At 62.3% G+C, this 25037-nt stretch carries 22 protein-coding genes; 7 read left to right on the top strand and 15 right to left on the bottom strand.

Going from position 1 to position 25037, the window contains the following annotated elements; genetic code table 11:
• Positions 1-15: 15 nt before the first annotated feature.
• The 6 genes from glgB to KBY75_RS07550 all read right to left on the bottom strand — a co-directional run bounded on the left by glgB (position 16) and on the right by KBY75_RS07550 (position 6071).
• Positions 16-2340 carry a 1,4-alpha-glucan branching protein GlgB gene (gene glgB / locus KBY75_RS07575; RefSeq protein WP_255023527.1) on the bottom strand — a complete coding sequence of 775 codons (2325 nt, stop codon included), beginning with the start codon at positions 2338-2340 and terminating at the stop codon, positions 16-18.
• 42 nt (positions 2341-2382) lie between these two features.
• The gene (locus tag KBY75_RS07570) at positions 2383-3204 is read right to left on the bottom strand and encodes a DUF3887 domain-containing protein (protein ID WP_255023526.1); all 822 of its coding nucleotides are present in this window, start codon (positions 3202-3204) and stop codon (positions 2383-2385) included.
• A 5-nt stretch (positions 3205-3209) separates the two neighbouring features.
• A complete protein-coding gene (locus KBY75_RS07565; RefSeq protein WP_255023554.1) occupies positions 3210-4784 on the bottom strand; it encodes a CocE/NonD family hydrolase in 1575 nt (524 codons plus the stop codon).
• A gap of 51 nt (positions 4785-4835) precedes the next feature.
• Positions 4836-5153: a hypothetical protein gene (locus tag KBY75_RS07560; protein WP_315859075.1), complete on the bottom strand. Its 318-nt coding sequence runs from the start codon at positions 5151-5153 to the stop codon at positions 4836-4838.
• 64 nt (positions 5154-5217) lie between these two features.
• A complete protein-coding gene (locus tag KBY75_RS07555) occupies positions 5218-5601 on the bottom strand; it encodes a DUF4332 domain-containing protein (RefSeq protein WP_255023525.1) in 384 nt (127 codons plus the stop codon).
• A gap of 2 nt (positions 5602-5603) precedes the next feature.
• On the bottom strand, positions 5604-6071 hold the full coding sequence (locus tag KBY75_RS07550) for a Ycf51 family protein (RefSeq protein ID WP_255023524.1): 468 nt from the start codon (positions 6069-6071) through the stop codon (positions 5604-5606).
• A gap of 157 nt (positions 6072-6228) precedes the next feature.
• On the opposite strand from KBY75_RS07550, the gene KBY75_RS07545 reads away from it, so the two are divergent.
• Genes KBY75_RS07545 through KBY75_RS07530 form a run of 4 tightly spaced genes read left to right on the top strand, consistent with a single transcriptional unit; the run spans position 6229 to position 13020 of the window.
• Positions 6229-10416, top strand: coding sequence for a translocation/assembly module TamB (locus KBY75_RS07545; RefSeq protein ID WP_255023523.1), 4188 nt, complete (start codon positions 6229-6231; stop codon positions 10414-10416).
• 28 nt (positions 10417-10444) lie between these two features.
• A complete protein-coding gene (locus KBY75_RS07540) occupies positions 10445-11341 on the top strand; it encodes an ROK family protein (RefSeq protein ID WP_255023522.1) in 897 nt (298 codons plus the stop codon).
• Positions 11342-11348: 7 nt separating this feature from the next.
• Positions 11349-12650 carry a glutamate-5-semialdehyde dehydrogenase gene (locus KBY75_RS07535; RefSeq protein ID WP_255023521.1) on the top strand — a complete coding sequence of 434 codons (1302 nt, stop codon included), beginning with the start codon at positions 11349-11351 and terminating at the stop codon, positions 12648-12650.
• A gap of 10 nt (positions 12651-12660) precedes the next feature.
• On the top strand, positions 12661-13020 hold the full coding sequence (locus tag KBY75_RS07530) for a dihydroneopterin aldolase (RefSeq protein ID WP_255023520.1): 360 nt from the start codon (positions 12661-12663) through the stop codon (positions 13018-13020).
• Here the strand turns inward: KBY75_RS07530 and KBY75_RS07525 are convergent.
• The 7 genes from KBY75_RS07525 to thrS all read right to left on the bottom strand — a co-directional run bounded on the left by KBY75_RS07525 (position 13017) and on the right by thrS (position 22301).
• Positions 13017-13370, bottom strand: coding sequence for a DOMON-like domain-containing protein (locus KBY75_RS07525; RefSeq protein WP_255023519.1), 354 nt, complete (start codon positions 13368-13370; stop codon positions 13017-13019). The genes KBY75_RS07530 and KBY75_RS07525 overlap by 4 nt on opposite strands.
• A gap of 200 nt (positions 13371-13570) precedes the next feature.
• Complete coding sequence (locus KBY75_RS07520; protein ID WP_255023518.1) at positions 13571-14671, bottom strand: phosphotransferase enzyme family protein; 1101 nt, start codon at positions 14669-14671, stop codon at positions 13571-13573.
• Positions 14671-16755 (bottom strand): M3 family metallopeptidase, encoded by a 2085-nt coding sequence (locus KBY75_RS07515; RefSeq protein ID WP_255023517.1) that lies wholly within the window; start codon positions 16753-16755, stop codon positions 14671-14673. Before KBY75_RS07515 ends, KBY75_RS07520 begins: the two co-directional genes overlap by 1 nt.
• Positions 16756-16807: 52 nt before the next feature.
• A complete protein-coding gene (locus KBY75_RS07510) occupies positions 16808-18397 on the bottom strand; it encodes an NAD(P)H-quinone oxidoreductase subunit 4 (RefSeq protein ID WP_254936982.1) in 1590 nt (529 codons plus the stop codon).
• A 104-nt stretch (positions 18398-18501) separates the two neighbouring features.
• Positions 18502-19467, bottom strand: coding sequence for a homoserine kinase (gene thrB, locus KBY75_RS07505; protein WP_255023516.1), 966 nt, complete (start codon positions 19465-19467; stop codon positions 18502-18504).
• Between the two features lie 27 nt (positions 19468-19494).
• The gene (locus KBY75_RS07500; RefSeq protein WP_255023515.1) at positions 19495-20487 is read right to left on the bottom strand and encodes a glucokinase; all 993 of its coding nucleotides are present in this window, start codon (positions 20485-20487) and stop codon (positions 19495-19497) included.
• On the bottom strand, positions 20484-22301 hold the full coding sequence (gene thrS, locus KBY75_RS07495) for a threonine--tRNA ligase (protein WP_255023514.1): 1818 nt from the start codon (positions 22299-22301) through the stop codon (positions 20484-20486). The genes KBY75_RS07500 and thrS overlap by 4 nt, the downstream gene beginning before the upstream one ends.
• 65 nt (positions 22302-22366) lie before the next feature.
• On the opposite strand from thrS, the gene KBY75_RS07490 reads away from it, so the two are divergent.
• From KBY75_RS07490 to KBY75_RS07480, 3 genes are read left to right on the top strand one after another with little or no spacing between them, the layout of a single operon-like run.
• Positions 22367-22705, top strand: coding sequence for a DUF2605 family protein (locus tag KBY75_RS07490; RefSeq protein WP_255023513.1), 339 nt, complete (start codon positions 22367-22369; stop codon positions 22703-22705).
• The gene (locus KBY75_RS07485; RefSeq protein ID WP_254936981.1) at positions 22705-23127 is read left to right on the top strand and encodes a TM2 domain-containing protein; all 423 of its coding nucleotides are present in this window, start codon (positions 22705-22707) and stop codon (positions 23125-23127) included. Before KBY75_RS07490 ends, KBY75_RS07485 begins: the two co-directional genes overlap by 1 nt.
• Entirely contained in the window at positions 23124-23471 is a 348-nt protein-coding gene (locus tag KBY75_RS07480) for a DUF2752 domain-containing protein (protein ID WP_315859074.1), read from the top strand. The genes KBY75_RS07485 and KBY75_RS07480 overlap by 4 nt, the downstream gene beginning before the upstream one ends.
• Positions 23472-23487: 16 nt before the next feature.
• Here KBY75_RS07480 and trpS read toward each other — a convergent pair whose 3' ends face one another.
• Both trpS and KBY75_RS07470 read right to left on the bottom strand, forming a co-directional pair.
• Positions 23488-24516 (bottom strand): tryptophan--tRNA ligase, encoded by a 1029-nt coding sequence (trpS, locus tag KBY75_RS07475; RefSeq protein ID WP_254936899.1) that lies wholly within the window; start codon positions 24514-24516, stop codon positions 23488-23490.
• Between the two features lie 5 nt (positions 24517-24521).
• Entirely contained in the window at positions 24522-25037 is a 516-nt protein-coding gene (locus tag KBY75_RS07470) for a hypothetical protein (RefSeq protein WP_255023512.1), read from the bottom strand.

Below are 25037 nucleotides of genomic sequence, written 5' to 3'. Positions count from 1 at the left end.
GAGCGAAGCGAGAACTTACCCGAGCAGGGCCCCGGAATCGGCGGCTTCGTCACAGGTGTCTTCATCCAACTGCTGGCTGCGGATTTCGTCCCGACGGAAGACGAGCACCGCGAGGGGTGGCAGGCAGAGATCGAGGGATTGTTCATAGCCATGAATCCCCCACTGGTCGGTGAATTTGCCGCCCAGGTTGCCCAGGTTGCTGCCGCCGTAGCGCTCAGCATCGGTGTTAAAGGCCTCCTCATAGAAGCCCTCCAGCGGTACACCCACTCGGTAGTGGGAATGGCTCTGGGGAGTGAAGTTGGCCACCACCACTAGCCACTTGCCCGTGGCACTCTCACGCCGCATGAAGCTGATGATCGAGTGGCGATTGTCGTTGCAATCGATCCACTGGAATCCGAATTCACTGAAGTCGTCGCCCCAGAGAGCTCGCTCCGATTTGTAGAAGACGTTGAGATCGTCGACGAGACGCTGCAGCCCCTGGTGGGAGTCGTGCTGCAGCAGATCCCATTGCAGATCTCCCCATACGTTCCACTCAGCCCTCTGGCCAAATTCCATCCCCATAAAGATGGTTTTCTTGCCGGGATGGGTCCACATGTATGCCAGCAATGCACGCACGTTGGCAAATTTTTGCCAGTCGTCACCTGGCATTTTGTGCAAGAGGTTGCTCTTGCCATGCACCACTTCATCGTGGCTTAAGGCCAACATGAAGTTCTCGGTGAAGGCGTACCAGATTGAGAAGGTGACGTTGTTCTGGTGGAACTGGCGGAACCAGGGATCTAGCTCGAAGTAATCGAGCATGTCGTGCATCCAGCCCATGTTCCATTTTAGGTTGAACCCAAGGCCGCCAATATTGGTGGGCTGGGTAACCATGGGCCAGGTGGTGGATTCCTCGGCGATCGAGAGTGCTCCAGGGAAGTGCTCGAACAGCACGTGGTTGGCCTGTTGCAGGAAAGTGACGGCCTCAGTGTTTTCACGGCCGCCATGGTCATTTGGCAACCACTCACCATCTGGGCGCAGGTAGTCGCGATAAAGCATGGAGGCCACCGCATCTACGCGGATGCCGTCGATATGGAACTCCTCAAACCAATAAACCAGGTTCGCTACAAGGAAGTTGCGCACTTCATTGCGGCTGTAGTTGAAGATGAGGGTGCCCCACTCCTTGTGCTCGCCGATGCGCGGATCGGCATGCTCATAAAGATGGGCGCCATCAAAGAAGGCCAGGCCGTGGGCATCTTTGGGGAAGTGGCCTGGCACCCAGTCGAGGATCACGCCGATGCCTTCGGCGTGGCAACGGTCTACAAAGGCGCGGAATTCATCCGGTGTGCCAAAGCGGCTGGTGGGGGCGTACCAGCCCGTGACTTGGTAACCCCAGGAACCATCGAAGGGATGCTCCGAGATGGGCATCAGCTCGATGTGGGTAAAGCCGCGGGCTTTCACATAGGGGATGACCCGATCAGCTAGCTCCGGATAGGTGAGCAGGCGAGCGCCGGGCTTGAGATCGGCTGCAGGCACCGGCGGGCGCGCTGTGCCGTCAGGCTCGATGTAGGGCTGGTCGGCAGAGCCGTGCATCCAGCTGCCCAGATGCATTTCATACACAGACACCGGCTGATCTAGGGGGTTGCGGCTGTCCCGCTCCTCCATCCAGCCCATGTCCTGCCATTGGTGCCCCGCAAGGGACTCAACGATCGAGCCATTGTTAGGACGAATCTCATGGCGGAAGCCATAGGGGTCTGCTTTTTGGTAGCAGTGCCCGTTTTGAGCTCTTACCTCGTATTTGTAGATCTCACCTGGCTTAAGCCCGGGAATGAATAGCTCCCAGGATCCACCCACCCTTGCCTGCATCGGATGGTGGCGGCCATCCCAGCCGTTGAAATTGCCCAGCACCGCCACGCTGCGGGCATTGGGGGCCCAGAGGCAAAACTGAACGCCCTTGACGCCGCTGTGCTCCACCACGTGGGCACCCATACGGCGCCAGATGTGGTGGTGGTTGCCCTCCGCAAACAACAGGCGATCCAATTCGCCCATCCACTCATGGCGAAACGACCAGGGATCGGGCTGCACGTGTTCTATGCCACCGCGGTTGACCCGCACCTGATAAGAGGTACCAGGATCACTACCCCAGGGGGCCTCGAATATCCAAGGGTGATTCGGGGTGGCCATCGGCAGCGCTTGGCCGTCGATCAGCAGCTCAACACGCTCTGCCTCAGGCATCCAGACGCGCAGCACCCAACCGCCCGATTCGAGAGGCTGGGGCCCCAGCACCGCAAACGGGTGGTCGTGCCGGCATTCAGCCAGCCGCTGGCAATCCTCCGCCATCCAGTTAAGGGTGAGCAAGGACATGTACCAGCAGCGATCGGAAGGCGAGCTTAGGCGGCTTAGGGCTCAGCGCACCTGCTTGGGGACGATTGGATCGCTTGGAAAGTCGATACCGATTATGTCGTTGTTGGCATTGAGGATCACGAAGAGGGAATCGCTAAGCCGATTGAAATCGGTGTTTACCAGTACAAGACGCTGGTCGCCGCCCCCCTCGGCCACCACAACCTTGCGGATTCGTACAAATTCGCCGGTTTGACGTTGCAGCTGCTGCCAACGCACCTGAAGGCTGCTCGCTGAGATTTCCTTCTGCAGTGGCAGGCTCAAATAGCTGCGCGCTGAGATGAACTGGCCACTGCTTAGGGCGGTGACGAATCTTTTGGCAACCACGCTGGGTGCCTCATCGGTGACATCAAGGTGATAGCCAGCGAGTTTGCCCTCGGGGTTGAGCACGATGAACAGGTCTCGCTTGCCCATGGTTGTGGTGATGCTGGCCTCAACGGTGGTGTTGCGCAAACCCCCTTGCACGCTGAGCAGGGTCCAGCTCAACAGCTTCGGCTGGGTGCGCATTGTCTCCGCCACCATTGAAGGGCTGCTAACCGCCTTGAGTTCCTCTGAGAATTGGCTGTAGCGGAGGTTTGGATCGCGGCTTTTAACTGCTGCCAAAATGCGATTGGCGGCAGCGCGGGCGGCTTCGACGCTGAGGGCTGGACGATCTACGCCACCGCTCTGGCTCTGGGCCAAAGCGGCACTGCCTGATGTTCCTGGCAGTGCCGCCATGGTGATGCTCAGGCCGGTGGCCAGAGAAAGCATGCCGAGAGCCATGCGGCTGAGGGCTTGGTGCTGTTGAGCAGGGCGCAGGCGGCGCAGCGACATCGCAAAAACAAACATTTGGCTCAGTGTGCCCCAAATTTGCCGCCTAAGAGGGGCAGCAGCTGCAATTGGGAATCAGCTAGTTCAAGCTCCAGCGTGATCACTCGATGGTGCGGGCCGGAAGGGCCTAGGGGCTCGTGGCCATCGCCCGGGTTTACGGCAATCTGCGGCCAGGCCGCTCCTGCTAATGAGAGTCGCAACCGTTCCCCAGGGCCGAGCTCAGCTAGCAGGGGCTGCAATTGAACATGCAGCAACGACTTTTCGCCTGCTAGCTGCTGGGTCCTGACCACGCCCGTGCACAGTTGGAGCACCCTTCCCTGGCGATCCAGCACTGAGAGCGCTGCACAAAGGTCAAAGCTGGGTTGGTCGGCCCGCACAGCAATAGTCAATAGGGGCCGTCCTTCCAGCTCCAGGGGCGTGCTGAGTGGTGAACTGCTGAAACAGATCACATCACTGCGGCGGTCGAGGTCGCCGCGTTCACACGGGCCTGGATCGAGGCCAAGGTGGCCGCCCCGACCTGGAACTGGTCGCCAGGGATCGTGCACTAGGGCGACTTCGCCGCTGCCAGATTGATCGAGCAGCAGTTCGCCCTCCTCCGCGTCGATTGTGGCCAGGCCACGACTGCGCAGCCCCCAGCTGAGGCGGCGGCTGTCTGAAATGGGGGCCCGCCAATGGCGGCTTGAGTGTTTGCCGGATCTATGGGGGACTTTTTCTACAAGAACCGCAGCGCTGAGTTGTTCTGCTGCGGCTTGATCCTGAAGATGGTGTTGAAAAAAGGCCAGTTGCAACCGATCAAGGCCGCCCTTCCAGTCGAGGTGCGTATAGGCGCCAATGCGCAGCAGCGGCGAGCCACCCGCAGTAATAGCACCTGCAAAGAGGTTCAAGATGCCGCGCAGATGGGGGTCGTACCAGCCACCGATCAGCAGCATCGGGCGCTGCAATAGAGCTGCGCTTGGTTGGTGGCAAACCCATCTAGGGGCCTCGCTTGCCGGTAGCTGCAGCCAGCGGCAGGCCATGCCTTGGGGGTCATGGCGCTTGAGCAGCTCTAAGCCTTCAGCCAGAAAGGCGCCCGAGTCGAGGCTGCGGCGAATCGCTTGCCAGCCGGCATCGTCCCCAAGTTTTTGGCAGCGCAGGGCTGCCAATTGCAGTCCCCAGCCGAGGCCTAGGGCCCACCAGTGGGCTCCTCCCTCGCAGGCCCAGTCGCCGCGCTCATCCAAGCCAGCCATAGCCGGTACAAGGCAGTCTGGAATAGCCGCTGGATCGTCGCTTAGTAGTTGGGTTAGGCCTTGGTAAGAAAATCCATAGCAACCGACTCGTCCGTTACTGCCATCAAGTTGGCGAACCCAGCGGATTGTGTCTGCCCCATCGGATAACTCCTGCTCGAATCCTTGGAAAGTCCCCTGGGATGCACCTTGACCGCGCACATCCTGAACAACTACCAGAAAGCCATGGGCTGCGTACCAGCTGGGATGGGCATAGGTAACAGTTGAGGCGATCGCTCGGCCGTAGGGCTGGCGCATCAGCAGCACCGGCCATGGACCTTGGCCTGCTGGTTGCCAAACTCGGCTGACCAACTGGGTGCCATCCCGGCAGGCCATGGCCTCGTCTCGCCATTGAACCTGCAAAAGGTTTGGCGCCGGGCTGCTCACTCAGCGCACATCGGGGCAATAAAGCCCAATTACATAGGTGATTAGTACCTCAGAATCCATAGGGCTGAGGTTTTGTTGGCGAGCGATCTGGCCGACGGCCGCACGGGATGTAGCGGAGAGCCCCTGGGCATTGAAGCCTTGAAACTGGCTGCAAAGCGCCTTTGCCTTGGCCGGGTTTTGCTTCACGGACTCCAGCAACTGGGATTGGGCCAGGACGGGTGTCCATACGGCTGCCAAGTTGATTAGCAACACCGGCAGCAGACTGGCTAGGGCCCGGCCGTAGGCCGAGTGAATTTTGGGGGACTGGCGATCAGACAACGTATGAAGCCCCATTGCAAATCCATTTGAGCCATAAGGCACGGCGGCTGGAGCCTGCTCTGGATCAGTTTGTGGGGCGGCGTTGGGCGCGCTGGATCCACTTGTTCAAGGTGGCTAGATCGAGCAGCGGGGAGGCCATGCCGGTGAGGCTTCGCTGCAGTCGGCCCATCTGTACCAAGAGTTGGTGAGGGTCACTGGCCGCCAATCCAGCCCTGCTAGCGATGCCGGCGTAGAGCAGCAGGGCGGCTTCTGCCGGCTCGAGGCCAACCTCCACCACTAGCCGGGCCTGGCCCCGAAGCTTGATCAGCCGGGCCTCGCTGGCGCCGCCGCTGCGGCCAAGCCGGCGCAGGTCCTGGTCTTGGAGACCGGCGAGTTGGGGCCAGTTATCGATGCCGGCCAGCTCCAATTGGCGTTGTTCCCGCTTGAAGTGAATCGGCAAATGCCACATGGTTAGGGATATAGCTCAACATCACCAGTTGTCAGGCTGCGGGTGGCTTCCGCCAGCACCACCGGCTTGCTCAGCCCCGGGGCGACCGTCTCCACCCGACGCAGTCGCACATGAACCAGGTTGTCGGCGCTGCTGCGGCCGCCACCCCTGAGGTTTTGGGCTACTTGCTGAACGGTGGGTGCCGCGGCCCCATCCGCTAGGCCGTCTGGCGCTGCTGCCACCACCAGGTCGATGCCGTTGTCAAACACCACGGGCACGCTCACGGCCCCAGCTAGCTGCACCCGAGGGGTGTAGCTCACCGCAAAGGCCAGGCAGGAAACGGCGAGCAGGGCCGTGAAGCTGGTGACACCAACCAGCCGAAAGCGAATTCCCCAGCGGCTCAGATAACCAACAATTGTTGTCAAAGCCAGGACCCCACTGGCGGCCCCCAGCCATTTGCCCGCTGTTAGCAGGATTGGATCAGCGGCCATAGGGCTGGAAGTTTGGGTTAGTGCCTTTATATTGCGCCGGTCGCAGGGGTGGCAGCCCACGGGAATGGCGGAGTTGCCAGAACAGAACCCTGGGCCAGTCCCTGCTTCGCCGTCACTTTCACCCCCACCCTGGCCTCGGGGCCCCGGCAGCTTCCGCTTGCTTGCGGCGTTTACTGGCGGCTGCGGTGGTCTGATTCTGCTGGTTTGGGGCGGGGATCAGGCCCTGAGAAAGCTCTACGAGCACTGGAGACCTCGGCTTGAGCAGCCGCTCAGCCAGCTTGCTGGCCATCCCGTTGAGCTTGGCGACTATCAGGGTCTGGGCTGGGGTGGTCTGCGCATTGGCCCCAGTCGCATCGCCCCTGGGCGGCTCGATAGCTCCTCAGTCTTGGTGCGTTCGGCTTTGGTGAGCCTGGACCCACTATCCAGCTTGAGCCAGCGTTTGCCAGTGCTGCATGTGGGCTTGGCGGGAGTGCGAGCTGACTTGCGCCGCAACTCCCAAGGTCAGTATTGGGTGCCAGGGCGGCTTGACCCAGGGACAAAGCCACCACACCTGGATCTCAGGTTGCGCCTGGTTGATCCAGCCGTGCTCAACCTGCTGCCTTCCGGTACCAGCCTCCGCCTCACGGGCCGCGGCGCAGTGCGGCCCCATAGGCGCGAGCTGGAACTGGCGGCTTGGCTGCGCTCGGAGGCGGCCGCTGGCGAGCTGGCCATGGAGCTCCAGGGCAATTGGCAGAGTCAGCACTGGGATGGAACCCTGCGGGCACAAGCCTTGCAGCTAGCCCCGCTGCAGCGCCTGTTAGGCGTGCCTGGTCAGCTTGCTGGTCGCGCAGATGGCAAGTTCGCCTTGGCCTGGAGGGATCGCCAGCCCTTCTGTCGAGGTGGAGCCCAGCTGCACCAATTGCGCTGGCGGCCGGCTACTGGCGCAGCCCGACTGGAGTTGCCATTCAGCCAATTGCGCTGCAGCGGCCAGGCTCTCGAGTTGGACCGCTCTGCTTGGCGCTGGGGAGTACCGGGGAGCAAGGGCCTGCAGGGCACGCTGTGGCTTGAGGGGTTGTGGCAGCGAAACCAGCTTCAGTTGCGCCAGTTTGAGCTGGCCCGCGGCCGTTCCTGGCTAAAGCTCAAGGGGAGCTTGGCCAGGCGTTTTGATCTGACGGGGCAATGGCAGCTCCGGCCCGGTGACCTTCCCCTGCAAGCCGGAACCCCCGCCTGGGTGTTGAACCAACAAATGGGCGGTTCACTGACGGCCAGGGGTCCGTGGGGCCTGCCCCAGCTCCAGGCCCGCTTTGGCCAGCCCAGCAACCCGTTGCTGGGGCGCTGGGATGCGGTTCTGGATTGGCGTGATCAGCGCCTAGTGCTGCAAAGGTTCACCAGTGCCCACCTCTCGGCCCAGGGGGTGTTGCCCCTGGGCCTGCGGGCCGGTGAGGGGCTGGTGCCGGGCCAGCTCGATCTCAGTCTGGAGCTAGATCGCTACCCACTCGAGCGGCTCGATCTGCTTGTGGGCGCCCAATTGCAGGGAACTTTGCAAGCCTCCGGCCGGGTGCGGGGCCCACTCAATGCCTTGAAGCCAGACCTGGATCTCCGGATCGACCAGCCCGGTGCCGGCCCCCTCAGCTTGCGGGAAAACTGGCAGGGACAGTGGTTTGGTGATCCGGCTGGTGGTGGGCGCCTTCGCATGGAAGCCCTAGCCCCAGCTCCGGTGGGAGTGCTGGAAGCCCGCCTCGATTCCCGTTGGGTCCCCCTACAGGTGCGCCTTGAACGGGCCGGCGGGGAGCTCGAACTCAATGGCCGCCCTCGGGGCTATCGCTGGCAGGCATCCCAATTGCCCCTCGATGGATTGCAACTAGCCCTGGGACCAAATTCGAGGTGTCAGCCCCTGCAAGCCCGGCTGAGCGGTCAGGGCCTGCTCGAACTCCAACCCCTGGCCTTCAGCGGCAGCGCCCAGCTCGATCGGCCAGTGTTTTTGGGAGTTTGGGGGAAATCGGCACAGGCGAATTTCCGCTATGCTAAGCGTCGCTACTCAGTCCAAGGAGCTTTCTCTCCTCTTGCTGGCGGCAACCTTGCCATCGATTGGAGTGGCGTGTGGCATGGCGCCTTCCGAGCCCGCCTTCAGGGTGAGCGATTACCGCCTCTGTTTTTGCAGCAGTTGGTCAGGGCTTGGCCCCTGTGGCGCGGCGAGAGCGCGCCGATCCTGGGCCGGGCCAGCGACATCGGCACTTTGCTGATCGACACCTTTAGCGGCAGCGTGCAGGACCAGCTGCGGGCCCTGGAGCTAGCTAGAGCTCGGCTGAGCGCTGCCCGGCTGGAGCGTGACCGGCAAAGCAGCCCCAAGGAGCGACTGCAGCGGCTGGCAGGTCACATCGACGCAGATTTGCGCCTTGACGGAGCCAGCCTGCTGGAAGCCCGCGCCGACCTCCAGGCCCGCGCCCACCTTTGGTTGCCTGAAGCAAACCAGGACCAGCCCCTTACCTCTGTGCCGGTACTGGTGAAGTTCACCGGGCCCCTGCGGCGGGGGGCTGGCAATTTCAGCCTGGCCGACCTGCCCCTTGAGCTGTTGGCGCTGCTTACCCCTGTGCCCGCCGGTTTGCGGGGCCGCCTATCTCTGCAGGGGCGCTACCGCCTCGGCACTCCCCAGCCTGAGATTGCCCTCAACATCAGTCTGGTTGATGGCTACCTAAGGGAAACGGCTTTGGTGCTGGAGCGGGGCACCATTCAGCTGGAGCAGGCCAGGCTGCTCCTTGATCTTTCTTTGCGGGCGGCCGGGGCTTCAAGCAGCGTCGAATTGGCGGGGGTTGTGCCCTTGGATTCAGGGAAGCAAGGCCTTGAACTGCGCCTGGCCAGCCGCGACGACGGCCTGCGTTTCCTGGCGGGGCTTGCCCAGCCTGCCCTGCAGTGGAATCAGGGCAGTGGCGACCTGCAACTGCTGGTGCGCGGCAGCGTCAGAGAGCCGATCGCTAACGGATTTTTGCGTTTCCGGGGTGCTCAGTTGCAGTTCATCGGCCAAAAGGTTCGTGATGTCGATGCCACCTTGCTGTTCGACTTTGAGCAGCTCCTGCTTCAGGAGTTCAACGCCAAGGTGGGAGATAAGGGAGTGGTGCGTGGCAGTGGAAGCCTGGGGCTGTTTCGGCCTGAGGCCACCGCCGATGGCAAAGACGCCAACCTGATGGTGGTGCTCGAAAAGGTGCCCTTTGCCATGCCCCGGATCAAGGCCGTGGCTGATGGGTCCCTTCAAATCGGTGGCAGCCTTGCTGCCCTTGATATTGGCGGGGAGCTGGCTATAGCCCGGGGCAGCGTCAACGTCCAGCCGGCCCGACTAGCCAGTGAAGCCAATCTGGCGGCTCCAGTAGTCAGCGCCGCTGAATTACTCGAATCCCGCTGGGATTACGACCAGCCCATGGTGCTGCTCGGTCCCGATGTGGAGAGCAACGCCAGTGAGACCCTGCGGACCGCCGTGCCTAATGCCAGCTTTGTGGGTTTCGATGACCTGAAGCTGAAGCTGGGCCCCGATCTGAAGGTGGGCATCCCCAACTTGGCCAGCTTTGGCACCAGTGGGTTGCTGCGACTTAATGGGCGGCTGGATCCGAGCCTGCGCTTGCAGGGCGTGGTGCGGTTGCTGAACGGGCGACTTAATCTGTTCACCACCACGTTTGGACTCGACCCCGACTCTCCAAACGTTGCGGTGTTCACTCCCTCGATGGGATTGATTCCTTTTCTTGACATCTCGCTGCGTACCAGGGTCTCCGACAACCTGCCTACCACCAGTGGTGTTGGAACAGCCGGCAGCCTTTCGTTGCAGGACTTTCAGGCGGTTGGCGCCACCAACTCCCTCGACCAGCTCAACTTGGTGCGGGTTTTTCTGAGTGTGAGCGGCCCGGCTGACCGACTTGCCGACAACCTGGTGCTGCGCAGTTCGCCGCCGCTCTCAGAGGATCGTCTCCTGGCCCTGATCGGTGGCAATACCCTTGCCGGCCTGGCGGGATCGGCAGGCGGCACTGCTCTTGCCACCGCCCTTGGCCAAACCCTGCTCTCGCCCCTGCTCGGCACCCTCGGCGATGCCTTCGGCCAGCGACTCAGCTTTGCCCTCTATCCCACCTACGTGAACCAAGGTGTGGCCAGTGGCGCCGAACGTCGCTCAGGTCGGGTGCCGCCCCAGCTGGTGCTGGGAGCTGAGTTAGGTCTTGATCTCACGGAACGCTTCAATGCATCTGTGTTGGCTGCCCCCAACCGCTCCGACGTCCCCCCCCAATTAAATCTGAATTTCAAGGCCTCAGAATTGCTCAACCTGCAGGGGGCCATCGACTCCCAGGGTGCCTGGCAGACCCAGTTGCAGCTGTTTTTCCGCTTCTGAGCTTGTTTATTTCGATGCAGCGATTCCGATGAACCAGTTGATCGGGGTGGATCTCGGTGGTAGTGCCATCAAGTTGGGGCGCTTCAGCGAAGCCGGCGACCTGCTGGCGGAGCTGCAGGTGCCTACGCCCCAGCCAGCAATGCCTGGTGCAGTGACAACGGCGATCGTGGCGGCGGTCCAGCAAATTGATCCTGAGCGGTTGGCTGATCGGGTTGGGGTGGGCCATCCGGGGCCGAGCGACCAGGCCGGCCGGGTGGCGCGCATCGCCATAAACCTGCCGGGTTGGCTGGATGTGCCCTTGGCCAACTGGCTCGAGCCCCTGCTGGAGCGCCCTGTGACCCTGGCCAATGACGCCAACTGCGCCCTGATCGGTGAGCACTGGCTCGGGGCGGCCCGAGGAGTTGGCGATGTGTTGCTGCTCACCTTGGGCACGGGCGTGGGCGGAGCGGTGTTGCTTGATGGCCATTTGTTTACGGGTCATCGGGGGGCGGCCGCCGAGCCCGGGTTGATAGGCCTCGATCCCGCTGGTCCGCCCTGCAACAGCGGTAACAACGGCTCCCTGGAATCCTTCTGCAGTCGCCGCGGCTTCGATCGCCTCTCCAGCGTGGATCCGGCCGAACTCTGCCGCCGGGCCACTGGCGGCGATGGCGAAGCCCTGGCAGTCTGGCGGGCCTACGGCCAGCTGCTGGGGCAAGGGTTGAGCTCCCTGCTCTATGTGCTTACTCCGGAACTAGTGCTGATTGGTGGTGGCCTCAGCGGCGCCAGCGATCACTTCCTGCCAGCGGTGTGGCAAGAGGTGGAGCAGCGGGTGCAGGCGGCCAGCCGTGAGGGCCTGACGATTCGTCGCTGCAGCCTCGGCAACGGAGCCGGCCGGCTGGGGGCGGCCCGCCTGGCGCTGCAACGTTTGGCGCCCAGCTTGGGATGATGGCTTGATGATTGCTGATCCCTCCCCAGACCTGCTGGCCCGTGCCGCCCAGGTGCGCCGCTGCGCCATGGCCCTGGGCCAACTCGACGATGGCCAGCGCCGTCAGGCCGTGCTGGCCATGGCAGAAGCCCTAGAGCAGAGCAGTGAAGCCATTTTGGCCGCCAACCAGGCCGATCTTGAGGCCGCTGCCGCCGAGGAGCTGGCGCCGGCGCTGGTGGCACGGCTCAAGCTTGATGGTTCCAAATTGGCAGGGGCGATCGCGGGAGTGCGCCAGGTGGCAGAGCTTGCCGATCCGGTTGGCCGCCGTCAGCTCCACACCGAGCTAGATGAGGGGTTGGTGCTGGAGCGGCTGACGGTGCCCCTGGGGGTGCTGGGCGTGATCTTTGAGGCGCGGCCAGATGCGGTGATGCAGATCGCCTCTTTGGCAATTCGCTCCGGCAACGGCGCCCTGCTCAAGGGTGGCCGCGAAGCCAGCCGCAGCTGTGAGGCCATCCATGCAGCGCTGCGCCGTGGCCTTGCCGCCAGTGCGGTGCAACCCGATGCCCTGGAGCTGCTCACCAGCCGGGAGGAAAGCTTGGGGCTGCTGAAGCTCGACGGGCTGGTGGACCTGATCATTCCCCGGGGCTCCAATGCCCTGGTGCGCTTCATCCAGGACAACACCCGGATTCCTGTGCTGGGTCACGCCGATGGCATCTGCCATCTGTTTGTGGATCGGGCCGCCGACCTTGAGCTGGCACTAAAAGTGGCGCTGGATTCCAAAACCCAGTACCCGGCAGCCTGCAACGCGATCGAGACCCTGCTGGTTGATGCGGCGATAGCTGCTGATTTTCTGCCTAGGGCCGTGCTGGCCTTCGGGGCAGCCGGGGTTGAATTGCGCGCCGATGCCGCCGCCATGGCTCTGGGTGTGAGCCGTGCAGCCACAGACGACGACTGGAGCACCGAATACTCCGACCTGATTCTGAGCGTGAAGGTGGTGGCCGATCTGGAGGCCGCGCTCCAGCACATCGGCCGCTACGGCTCCCGTCACACCGATGCCATCTGCACCCGGGATGCCGCTACGGCCAACCGCTTCCTGGCTGCGGTAGACAGTGCCGGCGTCTACCTCAATTGCTCCACCCGCTTCGCCGATGGCTTCCGCTACGGCTTCGGCGCCGAGGTGGGCATCTCCACCCAAACCATGCCCCCCCGCGGCCCAGTTGGGCTGGAGGGTTTGGTGACCTATCGCTACCGGCTGCGCGGTGAGGGCCATATCGCCGCCGATTACGCCAGCGGCTTGCGCCATTTCAGCCATCGCCCCCTGCCCCTTTGAATTTCCTGCCGTGAGCGATGCGATTCAGGTGCGCGGCCTGCGGCTTTGGGCCCATGTGGGGGTGCTCGATTTTGAGCGCATGGAAGGCCAGTGGTTTGAGCTGGATCTGGAATTGGGCGTGGATCTCAGTGCTGCTGGCCGCAGTGATGCCCTAGGCGACACCCTCGACTACAGCCAGTTGATCACCGCCTTGCAACAGCAGGCCCGCAGCCTGATCTGCCAAACCCTCGAGCACTACAGCGAAAGGATTCTCGATCGGATCGAGGAGCTCTACGGCCCGGTGCCGATCCGCCTTGAACTGCGCAAGTGTGCGGCTCCGGTGCCTGGCTTCGACGGGGTTGTGGCAGTGCGGCGCAGCCGGAATCACTAGGCCAATTTAAGACAGAACCCCCCTCTGTGGTGGAAGTCAGGTTCGCTGCCGGGATGGGCCACGGCCCAGTAGGTCAGCTCCCCGCTGGAGCTTTGGAGCACGGCGGATACCCCAACTTCGAGCCCTGCAGCAGCTGTTGGCGTAGCTAGCACTGGTGGTAGGGCGCAAGTAAGGCTCAAGCTCAATTGTTTGTCGTCGCGCATCACGTTGAAGGGCAGCTGCTTATAGGCAGGTTCCTCAGCTAGCCCCTTCCGGTAGCTATCTAGGTGATAAACATTCCAATCTCCGGAGGGCGAAAGGTTGTACTCCCAGTAGTCGGTCTGGTCTGCAGCGGCCAGAAAGAATTCCATGCAGGTGGTTTGCCAAAGCAGGTCTTGACGTAACGGTTGGCTGCTGCAGTTGGGAATTCTCAACTGGGAAAGTTCGCCCTCAAGCTGGTACCTGATCTGCAGATTATTATCAACCACGCTGAGTTGGCCATGGAGTGAACTGAGAGCTGCACCCCCATGCATCCCGGCTGCATGGGGAATCAATTTGAAGCTGGTGCTGCTCATCGCAGTTTTGCCACAATCTGCCGGATTTGTTCTTCCTGGGCCTCAATGCTTTCGGTGAGACGAAATTGCACAAGAGCCCTTTGGAGGTTGTGGTTGGGATGGGTCGTACGAAAGTAGAGATTGCCAGCTAGATGGTCGCTTAAAAAGCGCAGGCCTAGCTCGAAGCTGAGCAGCCTTGCCGACACATAGATGTGATCTAGGTCCGTTTCGCTTAGGAATGTTCTTGCCGCGTCCAAGTAGCCCTTCAGGAGGCTCTCGCAGAGATTGAGATCAAATTTGACGCTATCAATTTCACAGGCTTCTTCCCCAGCTGGATTGCAGGCTGAACGCAAGCAATCGCCGATGTCGTAGTGCACCAGGCCTGGCTTGACGGTGTCTAGATCCACCAGGCTCACGGCATTTCCCGTGTGGGCGCAGAGCATCACATTGTTAATTTTGGGGTCGCCGTGGATAGGCCGCAGCTGCAGAAGGCCCGCTGCCTTGGCGTCCTCAAGGATCGGGGCCAGTGCGCGGCGTTGCTCCACGAATGCCGCACACCATTGCTCCCGATCGTCCGGACCTATTGGGTTGCAAAGCAGAGCGTGGTCGTAGGCCGCCAGGTAGGTGGGTGTGACGTGGAAGCCGGGCAGCGTATCGGCAAGTCGCTCTGGGGGTAAGTCGTTAATCAGGAAGTGAAATAGACCAAGGCCTCGACCCACCTGCCTGGCCTGCTCTTGGTTCGTGATCGCCTCAACAGTCACGGCCTCTTCGATGAAGCTCTGTAGCCGCCAGAATTGGCCCTCTGCCCATAGCCAGGGTCGGCCGGTATGTCGGTTGGCGATTAGCCGTGGCACTTCCCATCGTTGTCCGATCAGAGGATGCTGCTCGGCGTGCGCGCTGAGCGCCTCTAGGTTTTGCATCACCAGCTCCGGCTGGGGAAATACCCGGGTATTGAGCCTTTGCAACACGTAGTGGCCTGCAGTTGCGCCCCCCGTTTGCACCTCCAATAAATAGGTGTCGTTGACGTTGCCGTTGCCAAGGGGCGCAATCGCTGTGACAAGCCCGGGCAGGGCGAAGGCCTCGGCGACCGCCACCAGCGCCGGTGCAGGAGCGGCCATCAGGCGGCCACCAGCCCGGAGTGGCGGATCAGAGCCTCGCTGCTTGGCTGACGCCCCCGGAAGGCTTCGAACACCTCCGCTGGGGAGCGGCTGCCGCCGAGGCTGAGCACGGTGTCGCGGAAACGGCGGCCGGTAGCAACGATCTCCTCCTCCTGCTCCAGGCCCACCTCCTCGAAGGCACTGAAGGCATCGGCGCTGAGCACCTCGGCCCACTTGTAGGAGTAGTAGCCGGCCGCATAGCCGCCGGCAAAAATATGGCTGAAAGCGCAGAGGAAGGCATCCTCGGCAATGGGCTCCAGCACCGTTGTGGTGGCTGCGATCTGGCGTCGCAGTTGATCTGGACTCTCACCGCTCTCGGGGGTCCACTGGCTGTGCAGGCGTAGATCGGTGAGGGCGAAGTGCACCTGGCGCAGGGTGGCTCCGCCAGCCATGAAGGTGCGGGCTGCCAGCAGCTTCTGGTATTCTGCCTCCGGTAGCGGTTCGCCGCTCTGCCAGTGGCGTGCCATGCCCATCAAGGTGGCCCGGTCGTAGCACCAGTTCTCCATGAATTGGCTGGGTAGCTCTACCGCGTCCCACTCCACGTTGTTGATACCGGCGGCCTGGGGCCGCTCCACCGTGGTGAGCATGTGCTGGAGGCCATGACCAAATTCGTGGAAGAGGGTTTCCACCTCGTCGAAGGTCATCAGGCTGGGGGTGTCCCCTACCGGTGGGCTCTGGTTGCAGATCAAGTAGGCCACCGGCAACACAGGCTCGCCGCTGGCGCTGCGGGAGCGGCCGAGGCATTCATCCATCCAGGCTCCACCGCGCTTGCTGCCAGGGCGGCTATAGGGATCAAGGTAAAAGCCTGCTAGGAGCTCCCCGTTACAGGCTTCGAGCACTCGGAAGTAGCGCACGTCGCTATGCCAGATCGGCGCCTCCCCATCGGCTGCCACTATTTGTATATCGAATAGGCGCTGGCAAAGAACAAATAGCCCCTGCAGTACCTGTTCCAGGGAAAACCAGGGTCTAAGCGCCTCGCTGTTGAGCTCGAAACTCTCTTGCCGCAGCACCTCTGCCCAATAGCTCACGTCCCAGGGCTTCAACTCAGCTGCCTCTGGTGCTCCGTGGCGGCTTGCGCAGGCAGCAAGGGCGGCGAGCTCTTGCTGGGCCACTGGAAAGGCTGCAGCGCGCAGGTCTTCAAGTAGGCCTTCCACCTCATGCACCGAGCCGGCCATTTTCGAGGCCAGGCTTACCTCGGCCCAGTTGGCATAGCCCAGCAGCTGGGCTTGTTTCAACTTCAGCTCCAGGATTTGGGCAATCAGGGGATTGTTATCCAGTTCGCCGCTTGCTGCCCTGCCCACCTGGGCGCGGTAGACCTTTTCGCGCAGGTCCCGGCGCTCACTGAATTTTAGAAAGGGCACCACCCTGGGCATGTCTAGCCCCAGGCGCCAGCCGCTTTCACCAGCATCTGTGGCAGCTTGGGCCAGCAGCTGCCGCAGGCTGGCTGGTAAGCCGGCCAGTTCGTCCTCGCTGTTCAAAGTGAGGCTCCAGCCGTTGGTGGCATCGAGCACGTGGTTGCCGAAGGCGGTGGCGAGTTCGGCGAGCCGCTCACAGGCGGCGTTGAAGGCTTGCTGCTCCTGCCCCTCCAGGCCCACGCCCCGCAATTGCATGTCCCGTAGCTCCGCCTCCAGGATGCGCATTTGGGTGGCATCGAGCTGGCCGGGATTGGCTTGCAGTGCCTTGAGAGCCCGATATATCGGTCGCGATTGCCCAGCGCGGTTGCCGAATTGCACCACGGCCCCCTGCTGCTGTTGGTGGGCTTCCCTCAGCGCTGGTGTGTTGCAGACGCCATTGAGATGGCTCACCACCCCCCAGCTCCAGCGCAACCGCTCGCCTAGCTGGTGCAGAGGCTCCATAACCTCCTCCCAGCGGAGCGACTCGGATTGGCCTAAGCGCAATTCCAGCGTGACTTCCAGGGCGGAGAGCGATTCGTTTAGCTCGCTTAGTAAGGCAGGGATCGCCTGCTCTACCTGCTCGGGCGTGATCGCATCGAAGGGCGGAAGCCCCTGACCAACCAGCAAGGGCAGGGGTACGCTCAGGGTCATGGATGGGGGATTTAGTGCACCCATTCCAGCCGATCCAACAAGCTTTTGTGAACTAGCCCAGGGCGGTGACCCGGCCCATGGCAACCAGGGCAGTTGCACTCAATTGCTGGGCCAGGGCGTTGGTTGAGGCCTCATAGACATCAATTGCTAGGCGCGGCCAAAAGCCAATCGCCAGGGTTGGTATCAGCAGCGTGAGACCAATAAAAAGCTCGCGCGGACGCATGTCGCCAACCACTGCTAGGGCCGGAATTCTCGGACCGAAGAACACCCGGCGGCAGAGGCTGAGCAGATAAACAGGGGTTAGCACTAGTCCGATCGCCGCCAGCACGATGGCGATCACCCGGAAACCGATGGTGAAGCCGTCATTTGCGGTGATGCCGAGAAACACCGTGATCTCGCTCACAAAGCCACTCATGCCTGGCAGGGCAAGGGAAGCAAGAGAGCTGGCAAGGAAAAAGGCGAAGGTGATCGGCAGGGCTTTGGCGAGGCCGCCCATGTTGGGGATTGAAAGGGTTTCGGTGCGTTCGTAAAACACCCCGGTAACAAAGAACATGGCAGCTGCGATCAGGCCATGACTGATCATCTGCAGCATGGCGCCGCTGATGCCTAGGGCATCTACTGCACCAATACCGAGCAGCACAAAACCCATGTGGCTCACGGAGCTGCAGGCAATTCGCCGTTTGACGTTGTCCTGGGCAAAAGCATTCAGGGCGCCGTAGACGATGTTGACGATGCCGAGCACAATTAGGGCTGGTGCCAGCCTCAGATGCACCTCCGGAAGCATCTGCACGTTGAAGCGCAGAAGGGCGTAGCCACCCATTTTAAGCAGCACCCCTGCCAGCAGCATCGATACGGGCGCATTTGCTTCACCGTGGGCGTCGGGTAACCAGGTGTGGAGGGGGAACATTGGCAATTTCACCCCGAAACCCACCAGGAAGCCCAGATAGCAGAGCAGGCCAAAGGTGCCACCGGGGGAACGGCTGGCTAGCTCTGAGAGGTTGAAGCTGAAGCTGTCGCCTGAGAAAGCAAGAGCAAGGCCGCTCAACAAGATGAGCAGGGAGGCTGTGGCGGTATATAAAATAAACTTGGTGGCCGCGTATTGTCGTTGCTTGCCACCCCAGATCGCGATTAATAGATATACAGGAACTAGCTCAAGCTCCCAGGCAAGGAAGAAAAGTAGAAAGTCTTGGGAGAGAAAAACAAGGCCCTGGGCTGACGCCTGAACCAGCATCAGGGCGAAATAAAGGCGGGTTTTGCTCTTTATGTTCCAGCTGGCCGCCACCGAAAGCAGGGTTACCAGGCCTGAGAGCAGTACCAATGGTGTTGAAAGGCCATCAGCCGCCAGGGACCACTCCAGGCCCATGGCCGGCACCCAACTGACCCTTTCGACCAGTTGCAAATCACTGCTGGAGCCATCGAAGTGCCTGCTAAAGCAGAACACCATTAGACCAAGGTCAATTGCCAGGGTGGCGAGGGCCAGGGTGCGGGGCCACTTGGGGTCGCTGCCATCTCCTGGCAGCAGCGGCATTACAAGGGCGACTGCTGCCGGCAGCAGCACGATCAGGCTCAGCCAGGGAAAGGCTGATTCCGCTGCTGTAGCGCCCAGGCTGGACGCGGCTAGCAGGGGCATGTTGATGTCCATCACGGCCCGATTGCAGATCTGGTGATTCGCTGAACAGGGCCGAGGTCAGGCGCTGTTCAAATCTCTAACCAACCTATCAGTCCTGGTTGCTGTACTGAGTAGATCTACTCACTGGCGGCGGGCTTCTGGTCTGGCAAGTGCTCCCAGCGGCTGCCCAGTTGCTGGATGGCCAGCACCTCTGAGCGGGACTCCACCCCGGCTTGGTGCCACGCCCGCACCATCGCTCTACTCACGTCTTCGGCCGCTGGTTTGGGGCACAGGGCAAGCAGGCTTGGACCGGCGCCACTGATGACGCAACCCCAGGCTCCCGCCGCTAGGGCCGCCTCCCTTACGGCCTTGCCGCCATGGATCAGGCCCCAGCGGTAGGGCTCATGAAGACGGTCGTGCATGCCATCGGTGATCAAGTCGCCATTGCCGGTGCGCAGCCCCTGCAGCAGCAAGGTGAGGGAGCCCAGGTTGATCACCGCATCCCCCACTGGAATTGATTTCGGCAGGGCCCGCCTTGCTTCGCTGGTGGTGAGCCGGATAGCGGGGATTGCGACCACTGCCTGAACGAGAGTCGACCATTCACAGCGCACCACCCGCCAGCGGTGCGAGGCCGCCTTGGCTGTCATGCACAATCCCCCCACCAAGGAGGGCACCACGTTGTCGGGATGGCCTTCAATGTCGATGGCCAACTCCAGCAGCTTCTCGCGACTGAGGGGCTCGCCCACCAGCGCATTGGCGCCGATCAGGCCAGCCACAATCGCCGTGGCGCTGCTACCCAGGCCCCGGGCCGGCGGCACCGCTAGCCGCACTCTTGCCTCAAGGGCCACCGGCTCCTCACCGGCTTCTTTCCAAACCCGTTGGGCCGAGCGATACACCAGGTTGTCGGGCCCTCCGCGTAGGTGGGCTCCTTCGCTGCCTTCGATAATCAGATCAAAGCGCTCGCTGCCGCCCTCGATGCAGCGCATCTGGAAGACGTTGTCGAGATCCAGGGCAGCCCCCAGACAGTCAAAGCCAGGACCGACGTTGGCTGTGGTAGCTGGAACGTGAACCTCAACCCCTTGTCCGACCCGGGGGCGCACCATGGGACAACTTCTGCTGCGCCCAGTGTCTCAGGCCAGCAGCATGCGCGCCCGGCAGGCCGCGCTGAATTGGCCAATGGCCGGATCGACCACGGCCGTGATCGGCATGCTTACCAGCACCGGCTTAAGCCGACCCTTGTTTAGAAATGCCCGGTTAAAGGTGGGCGAGCGCAGGCTTTCCAGCAGCTTTCCTGCGGTACCGCCGGCCAACCACACCCCCCCCCGGCTCAGACCCGCCAGGGCCAGATCGCCACACACACTGCCGTAGCAGCCGATCCAGATCTCCAAGGCTTCGCAGGCCAGGCTTTCCCCTAAGGCAGCGCTGGCAGCCACGGCAGCGGGCAGTTCCGACCCATCGGCTAGCGGGAAGAGGGGATGGTCTCCGCCGGGGTGGCGGATGTGAAGCAGCCAGCGCGCCACTTCGCCCAGGCCAGTGCCGCTTACCACCCGCTCGATTGAGACTCGCTCTAGGCCCCGCTCGCGGGCGAGCCACTGTTTGAGTTCCCATTCCTGCTGGTTGCGGGGGGCGAATTCAGCGTGGGCGGCCTCGCTGGCCACCGCCACCAACCCCGACGGGGTTGGTACCCCGTAGGCCACCCCCAGACCCGTTCCCGCACCAAGCACCAGCAGGGGCGCCTCCGGCCTCGCCACCCCCGGGCGGATTGGCGCCTGTTGCTGGGAGGTGAGATGGGGCAGCCCGTAGATCAATACGGCGAAATCATTGACCAGCTCAAACCGCCAAATACCTGTGGCGGCAGCCAGCTGGGTGCCATCGAGCTGCCAGTGGAGGTTGGTTAGTTGGGCCTTACCCGCCTCCACCGGTCCTGCCACCGCCAGGCAGGCGGCCGCAGGAGGGGGCTGGGAAGCACCCAGAAAGGTGGCCAGCAACGGGGCCAGGTCGTCCCAGTCGGCGGATAGGTAGCGCTCACTGCGCAGCAGCTCCAATTCACCCCCGGCCTGCAGCTGATAGAGGGCGAGAAGGGTCTTGGTGCCGCCGATGTCTCCAGCTAGAAGGGTGGTCACTGGCCGGGTGTGGGGATCGCCGGCAGGCCCAGGCCAGCTGCCCGCTTGGCATTTGCCGTAACTGCTGCAGTCAGCAGGTCGGCCACGCTCAGGTTGCCGAGGTCGCCTTCGCGTCTGCTGCGCAGGCTCACCGCACCTGTTTCAGCCTCCTTGGCGCCGATCACTGCCAGCAGGGGGATTTTCATCTGTTCGCCGTTGCGAATCAGCTTGCCGAGGCGCTCGCCGGAGTGGTCCAGGGTGGCGCGGATGCCAGCGGCCTTGAGCTGCTCCAGTAGCTGCTCGGCGTAGGGCATCACCTCATCGGTAACGGGTAGCAGCCGGATCTGCTCGGGTGCCAGCCAGAAGGGGAAATCGCCGGCGTAGTTCTCGGTCATGATCCCGAAAAACCGCTCCAGCGAACCGAAAATGGCCCGGTGGATCATGATCGGACGCATTCTTGAGCCATCAGCGGCCACGTACTCCAGTTCGAAACGTTCTGGCAGGTTGAAATCGAGCTGGATTGTGGAGCACTGCCACATTCGCCCGATGGCATCTTCGATTTTTAGGTCGATCTTGGGACCGTAGAAGGCGCCTCCGCCTTCATCGATCTTGTAGGCCCATCCCTTGCGATCGAGGGCCTCGATCAGGCCTTGGGTTGCCAGTTCCCACACGGCGTCTGCGCCGATCGACTTCTCCGGCCTGGTGGAGAGATTTATTTCGTAGGTCTTGAAATCGAAGGCGGAAAGGATCTCCTCTGTGAGATCAAGGATGCGCAGGATCTCATCGCTGATCTGCTCTGGTAGGCAAAACACGTGGGCGTCGTCCTGGGTGAAGCCGCGCACCCGCATTAGGCCGTGCATCACACCCGGGCGCTCGTAGCGATAAACGGTGCCCAACTCGGCCCAGCGAATTGGCAGCTCCCGGTAACTGCGCAGGGTGCTTGCGTATGTGAGCACGTGAAAGGGGCAGTTCATCGGCTTGAGCTGGTATTGCCGCTCATCGACTTGCATGGGGCCAAACATGCTCTCGGCATAGAAGTCGAGGTGGCCCGAGGTTTTCCACAGGCTGATGTCGGCCACGTGTGGTGTGTACAACAGTTCGTATCCAGCTGCGAAATGGGCCTGACGCCAAAAATCTTCAATCAACAGGCGCATCCGAGCGCCGCGGGGATGCCAGAACACCAGCCCAGCCCCGGCCTCATCCTCGATCGAGAACAGATTCAGATCGGTGCCCAAGCGCCTGTGGTCCCGTCGTTTGGCCTCTTCCTTGCGCCGCTTGTGTTCCGCCAGCTGCTCGGGGGTTTCCCAGGCGGTGCCGTAGATGCGTTGCAGCTGGGCCTTGGTTTCATCGCCACGCCAATAGGCGCCGGCGACGCTCTCGAGCTCGAAGGCCTTGGGGTTGAGCTCGCTGGTGTTGGCTACGTGGGGCCCGGCGCAGAGGTCCCACCACTCCTCGCCCAGGGTGTATAGACTGATCGGCTCGCTGATCCCCGCCAGGATCTCCAGCTTGTAGGGCTCGTTTTGGGCTTTGATCTTGGCCTCGGCTTCAGTGCGGCTGACTTCGATCCGCTCAAGGGGCAGACGGCGGCCAATGATCTTGCCCATCTCCTTTTTGATTGCCTTGAGATCGGCCTCGGTGAAGGGATCGGGATTGTCGAAGTCGTAATAAAAGCCGCTCTCGGTCCAAGGGCCGATGGTGACTTGAGCCTGGGGAAAGAGCTTCTGCACAGCCATGGCCAGCACATGGCTCATCGAGTGACGGATGCGCAGCAGCTGGTTGCTTTCGCTGGTTTTGGGCAGGGCGATCGGTGCTAGCTCGGAGCTGGTTGGGTTCACGGGCACTGATCGCGCGTCTAATTAAGGCGAATGTCGATCCTACGCAGCGCTCCTAAGCTGTATTTATGGGTTTTTCTTCTCCGCTGCCAGAACCTGAATCCCCCGGCGTCCTGCTTGATCAGCTGCTCGGGTCCCTGCTCGATGATTTCAGTTCCTGGTTTGAGCGGGGCCTGCTGCTGCTAGATCACTGCCCAGAAGCGGTGATGCCCCAAGACCAGCAGCTGATCCTGCGCGATCACCTGGTGCAGGCCCGCAAGGAACTCTGCGCTGCCACAAGCTTGCGCCAGGCAGCTCCCATACCAATGGCCCTCGAGATGGAGACCCTGGCTCCCTGGCATCAACTGGTGTTGTCGGTGTGGAATCTTTCGGCGGCCCTGCGCCGCCATGGAGTGACCCTGCCGTGATGGGCGAGCGCCGCAACCTGGCTTTCGGCTACGTCCTCTGGGCCCTGGGCCTGGTGGGAGTGTGTGGCGTGCATCGCTTCTACAACCGCAAGCCCCTCAGCGGCACCCTGTGGTTGCTCACTTTTGGCCTCTGCTTCGTGGGCCAATTGGTTGATCTCTGGTTGATGCCCGAACTGGTTGACCAGGCGAACCGACCTTTGGTGTCGCAGGGCTCGACCCTCTCGGTTGAGCGGCAGCTAGTTCATTTGGCGAGGCGCCGAGGCGAGCTGGGCTTCACCCTTAATGACGCCCTTGTCGAGATGGAGTTGCCGGCTGGGGTGGAGAGTCGCCAGGTGCGTGATGAGATTCAAAGGTTGCTCCACGCTGAGCTCTTAGATGTCGGCAATGACGATCGGGGCCGGGTGATCTACAAGGAGCCGTGAGACAGCGACGTTTTTTGCTGGGGCTGGCGGCTGGAGCGGCGCTGCCCATGGGGTTGTGGAGTTGTCCCCTGCGTCAGCTCACGGGGATTCCCTGCCCCACCTGCTACTTAACGCGCTCCGTGCTGGCGACCCTGCATGGCGACCTAGCCCAGGCCCTGGAGTGGCACGCTTTTGGCCCGGTGCTGGTGGGGCTTGCGCTGGCCCTGGGGCTCTGGACTCTCTTTGGCGGCCGCCTGGCCTCTCGGCTGCTGCTGCAGTTGGCCTGTGCCGCTGCGCTGCTCGCATTTGGCTACTGGCTGCTGAGGCTCTGGGGCTGGAGCCAGGGCCAGCCTTTGCCGGCCTGAACTGCCTAGAAAGTTCCTAGCCGGGCGGCAAGAAACCCAGTGTTTCCCGCACCCGTTTGAGGGTCTCATCGGCAACCGCTGCAGCTTTGTGTTGGCCATTGCGCAGCACCTCCGCCACCGCTCCAGGCTGCTGACGCCACTCCTGATAACGCTGCTGCACTGGTCTTAAGGCCTCCACGGCAGCATCTGCCAGCAGGGGCTTAAACGTGCCCCAGCCCATGGCGCCGCACTGCTCGGCTGCCTGCTGCCTGGTTTTGCCGGCCAGCAGGGCGTAAAGCCCTAGAAGGTTGTCTGCTTCAGGCCGCTCCGGATTACCGAATTCCAGTCCCATGGTGGGGTCGGTTTTGGCCCGTTTTATTTTTTTAACCACCAGTTCAGGCGGATCCAGCAAGCTGATTCGTGAGCCCTCGTTGGGGTCGCTTTTGCTCATCTTTGAGCTGCCATCGGTGAGGCTCATCACCCGGGCCCCTTCCCGCAGGATCAAGGGCTCGGGCACCTTGAGCACTGGAATTACCTCACCATCTGGATTCCGCTTGCCAAAACGGGCGTTGATGCGCTGCTGGGCAATGTCGCGGGCGAGTTCAAGGTGCTGCTTTTGGTCCTCCCCCACAGGCACCAGATCAGCGTCGTAGAGAAGGATGTCGGCAGCCATCAGCACCGGGTAGTCCAACAGGCCCACAGACACCTGGTCCCCCTGTTTGATTGCCTTTTCCTTGAACTGGATCATCCGCTCCAGCCAATTGAGCGGGGTGACGCAGTTGAGCAGCCAGGCGAGTTCGCAGTGGGCGCTCACATGGCTCTGCACGAACACGGTTGAGCGATCGGGATCTATGCCGCAGGCGAGATAGAGAGCTGCTGTTGAGAGCGTGTCCTCGGCGAGCTGGGCTGGCTGATGGGGAACAGTGATCGCATGAAGATCGACCACACAAAAAAAGGTGTCGTGGCTGCTCTGGAGATCAACCCAGTTGCGGATCGCGCCCAGCCAGTTGCCCAGGTGCAGAGCCCCGGTGGGTTGCACCCCAGACAGAACCCTCGGCCGTGCCATGGGACTCAGCTCTCGGTGCTCTCAGAGTTTTCGGTGCTCTCAGCGCTCTCGGGGGCAAGATCTTCAGCGGCAAGACCTTCGGGGGCCAGCTCTTCGGGGGCAGCCTCTTCAGAGCTGGGCTCGATGGGCTCTGCCACGGGAGCAGGAGGCTTGCTGGGCCGAGCGAACGGGTCGATGCGAGGTGCCCGCTCCTGACGGATCACCCGGCCCTCGCCACCCCCTGGCCGGCGCTCGGAGCGGGGGGAATCGCTGCGGGGACCGGCTTGGGCCCTTTGTTGAGCGACCAGTTCGTCGAGTTTTCCATCCTCGAGCAGCTGGGCCACCGTGCGAATGGCGAAGCCGAGGGCAGCCACCGTGGAGCGCAGCGCGAAGCCCTCCTGAATGGCTCTGGCGGCACGCATCTCGTTATCGCTGAGCCGGATGCGGAATCCGCCGGGTTCGCGGTTGCCTGGCGGGCGGCCGCCACCGGCGCGCCCTCCCTGGTCATCGCGAGATTGAGAGGGGGTGGTTTCGTCGGCCAT

The sequence above is a fragment of the Cyanobium sp. T1G-Tous genome, from assembly GCF_024345455.1.
Taxonomy (GTDB): Bacteria; Cyanobacteriota; Cyanobacteriia; order PCC-6307; family Cyanobiaceae; genus Cyanobium_A.
Note: the sequence above shows the minus strand (reverse complement) of the source record. Positions and strands in the feature narration are given on the sequence as shown.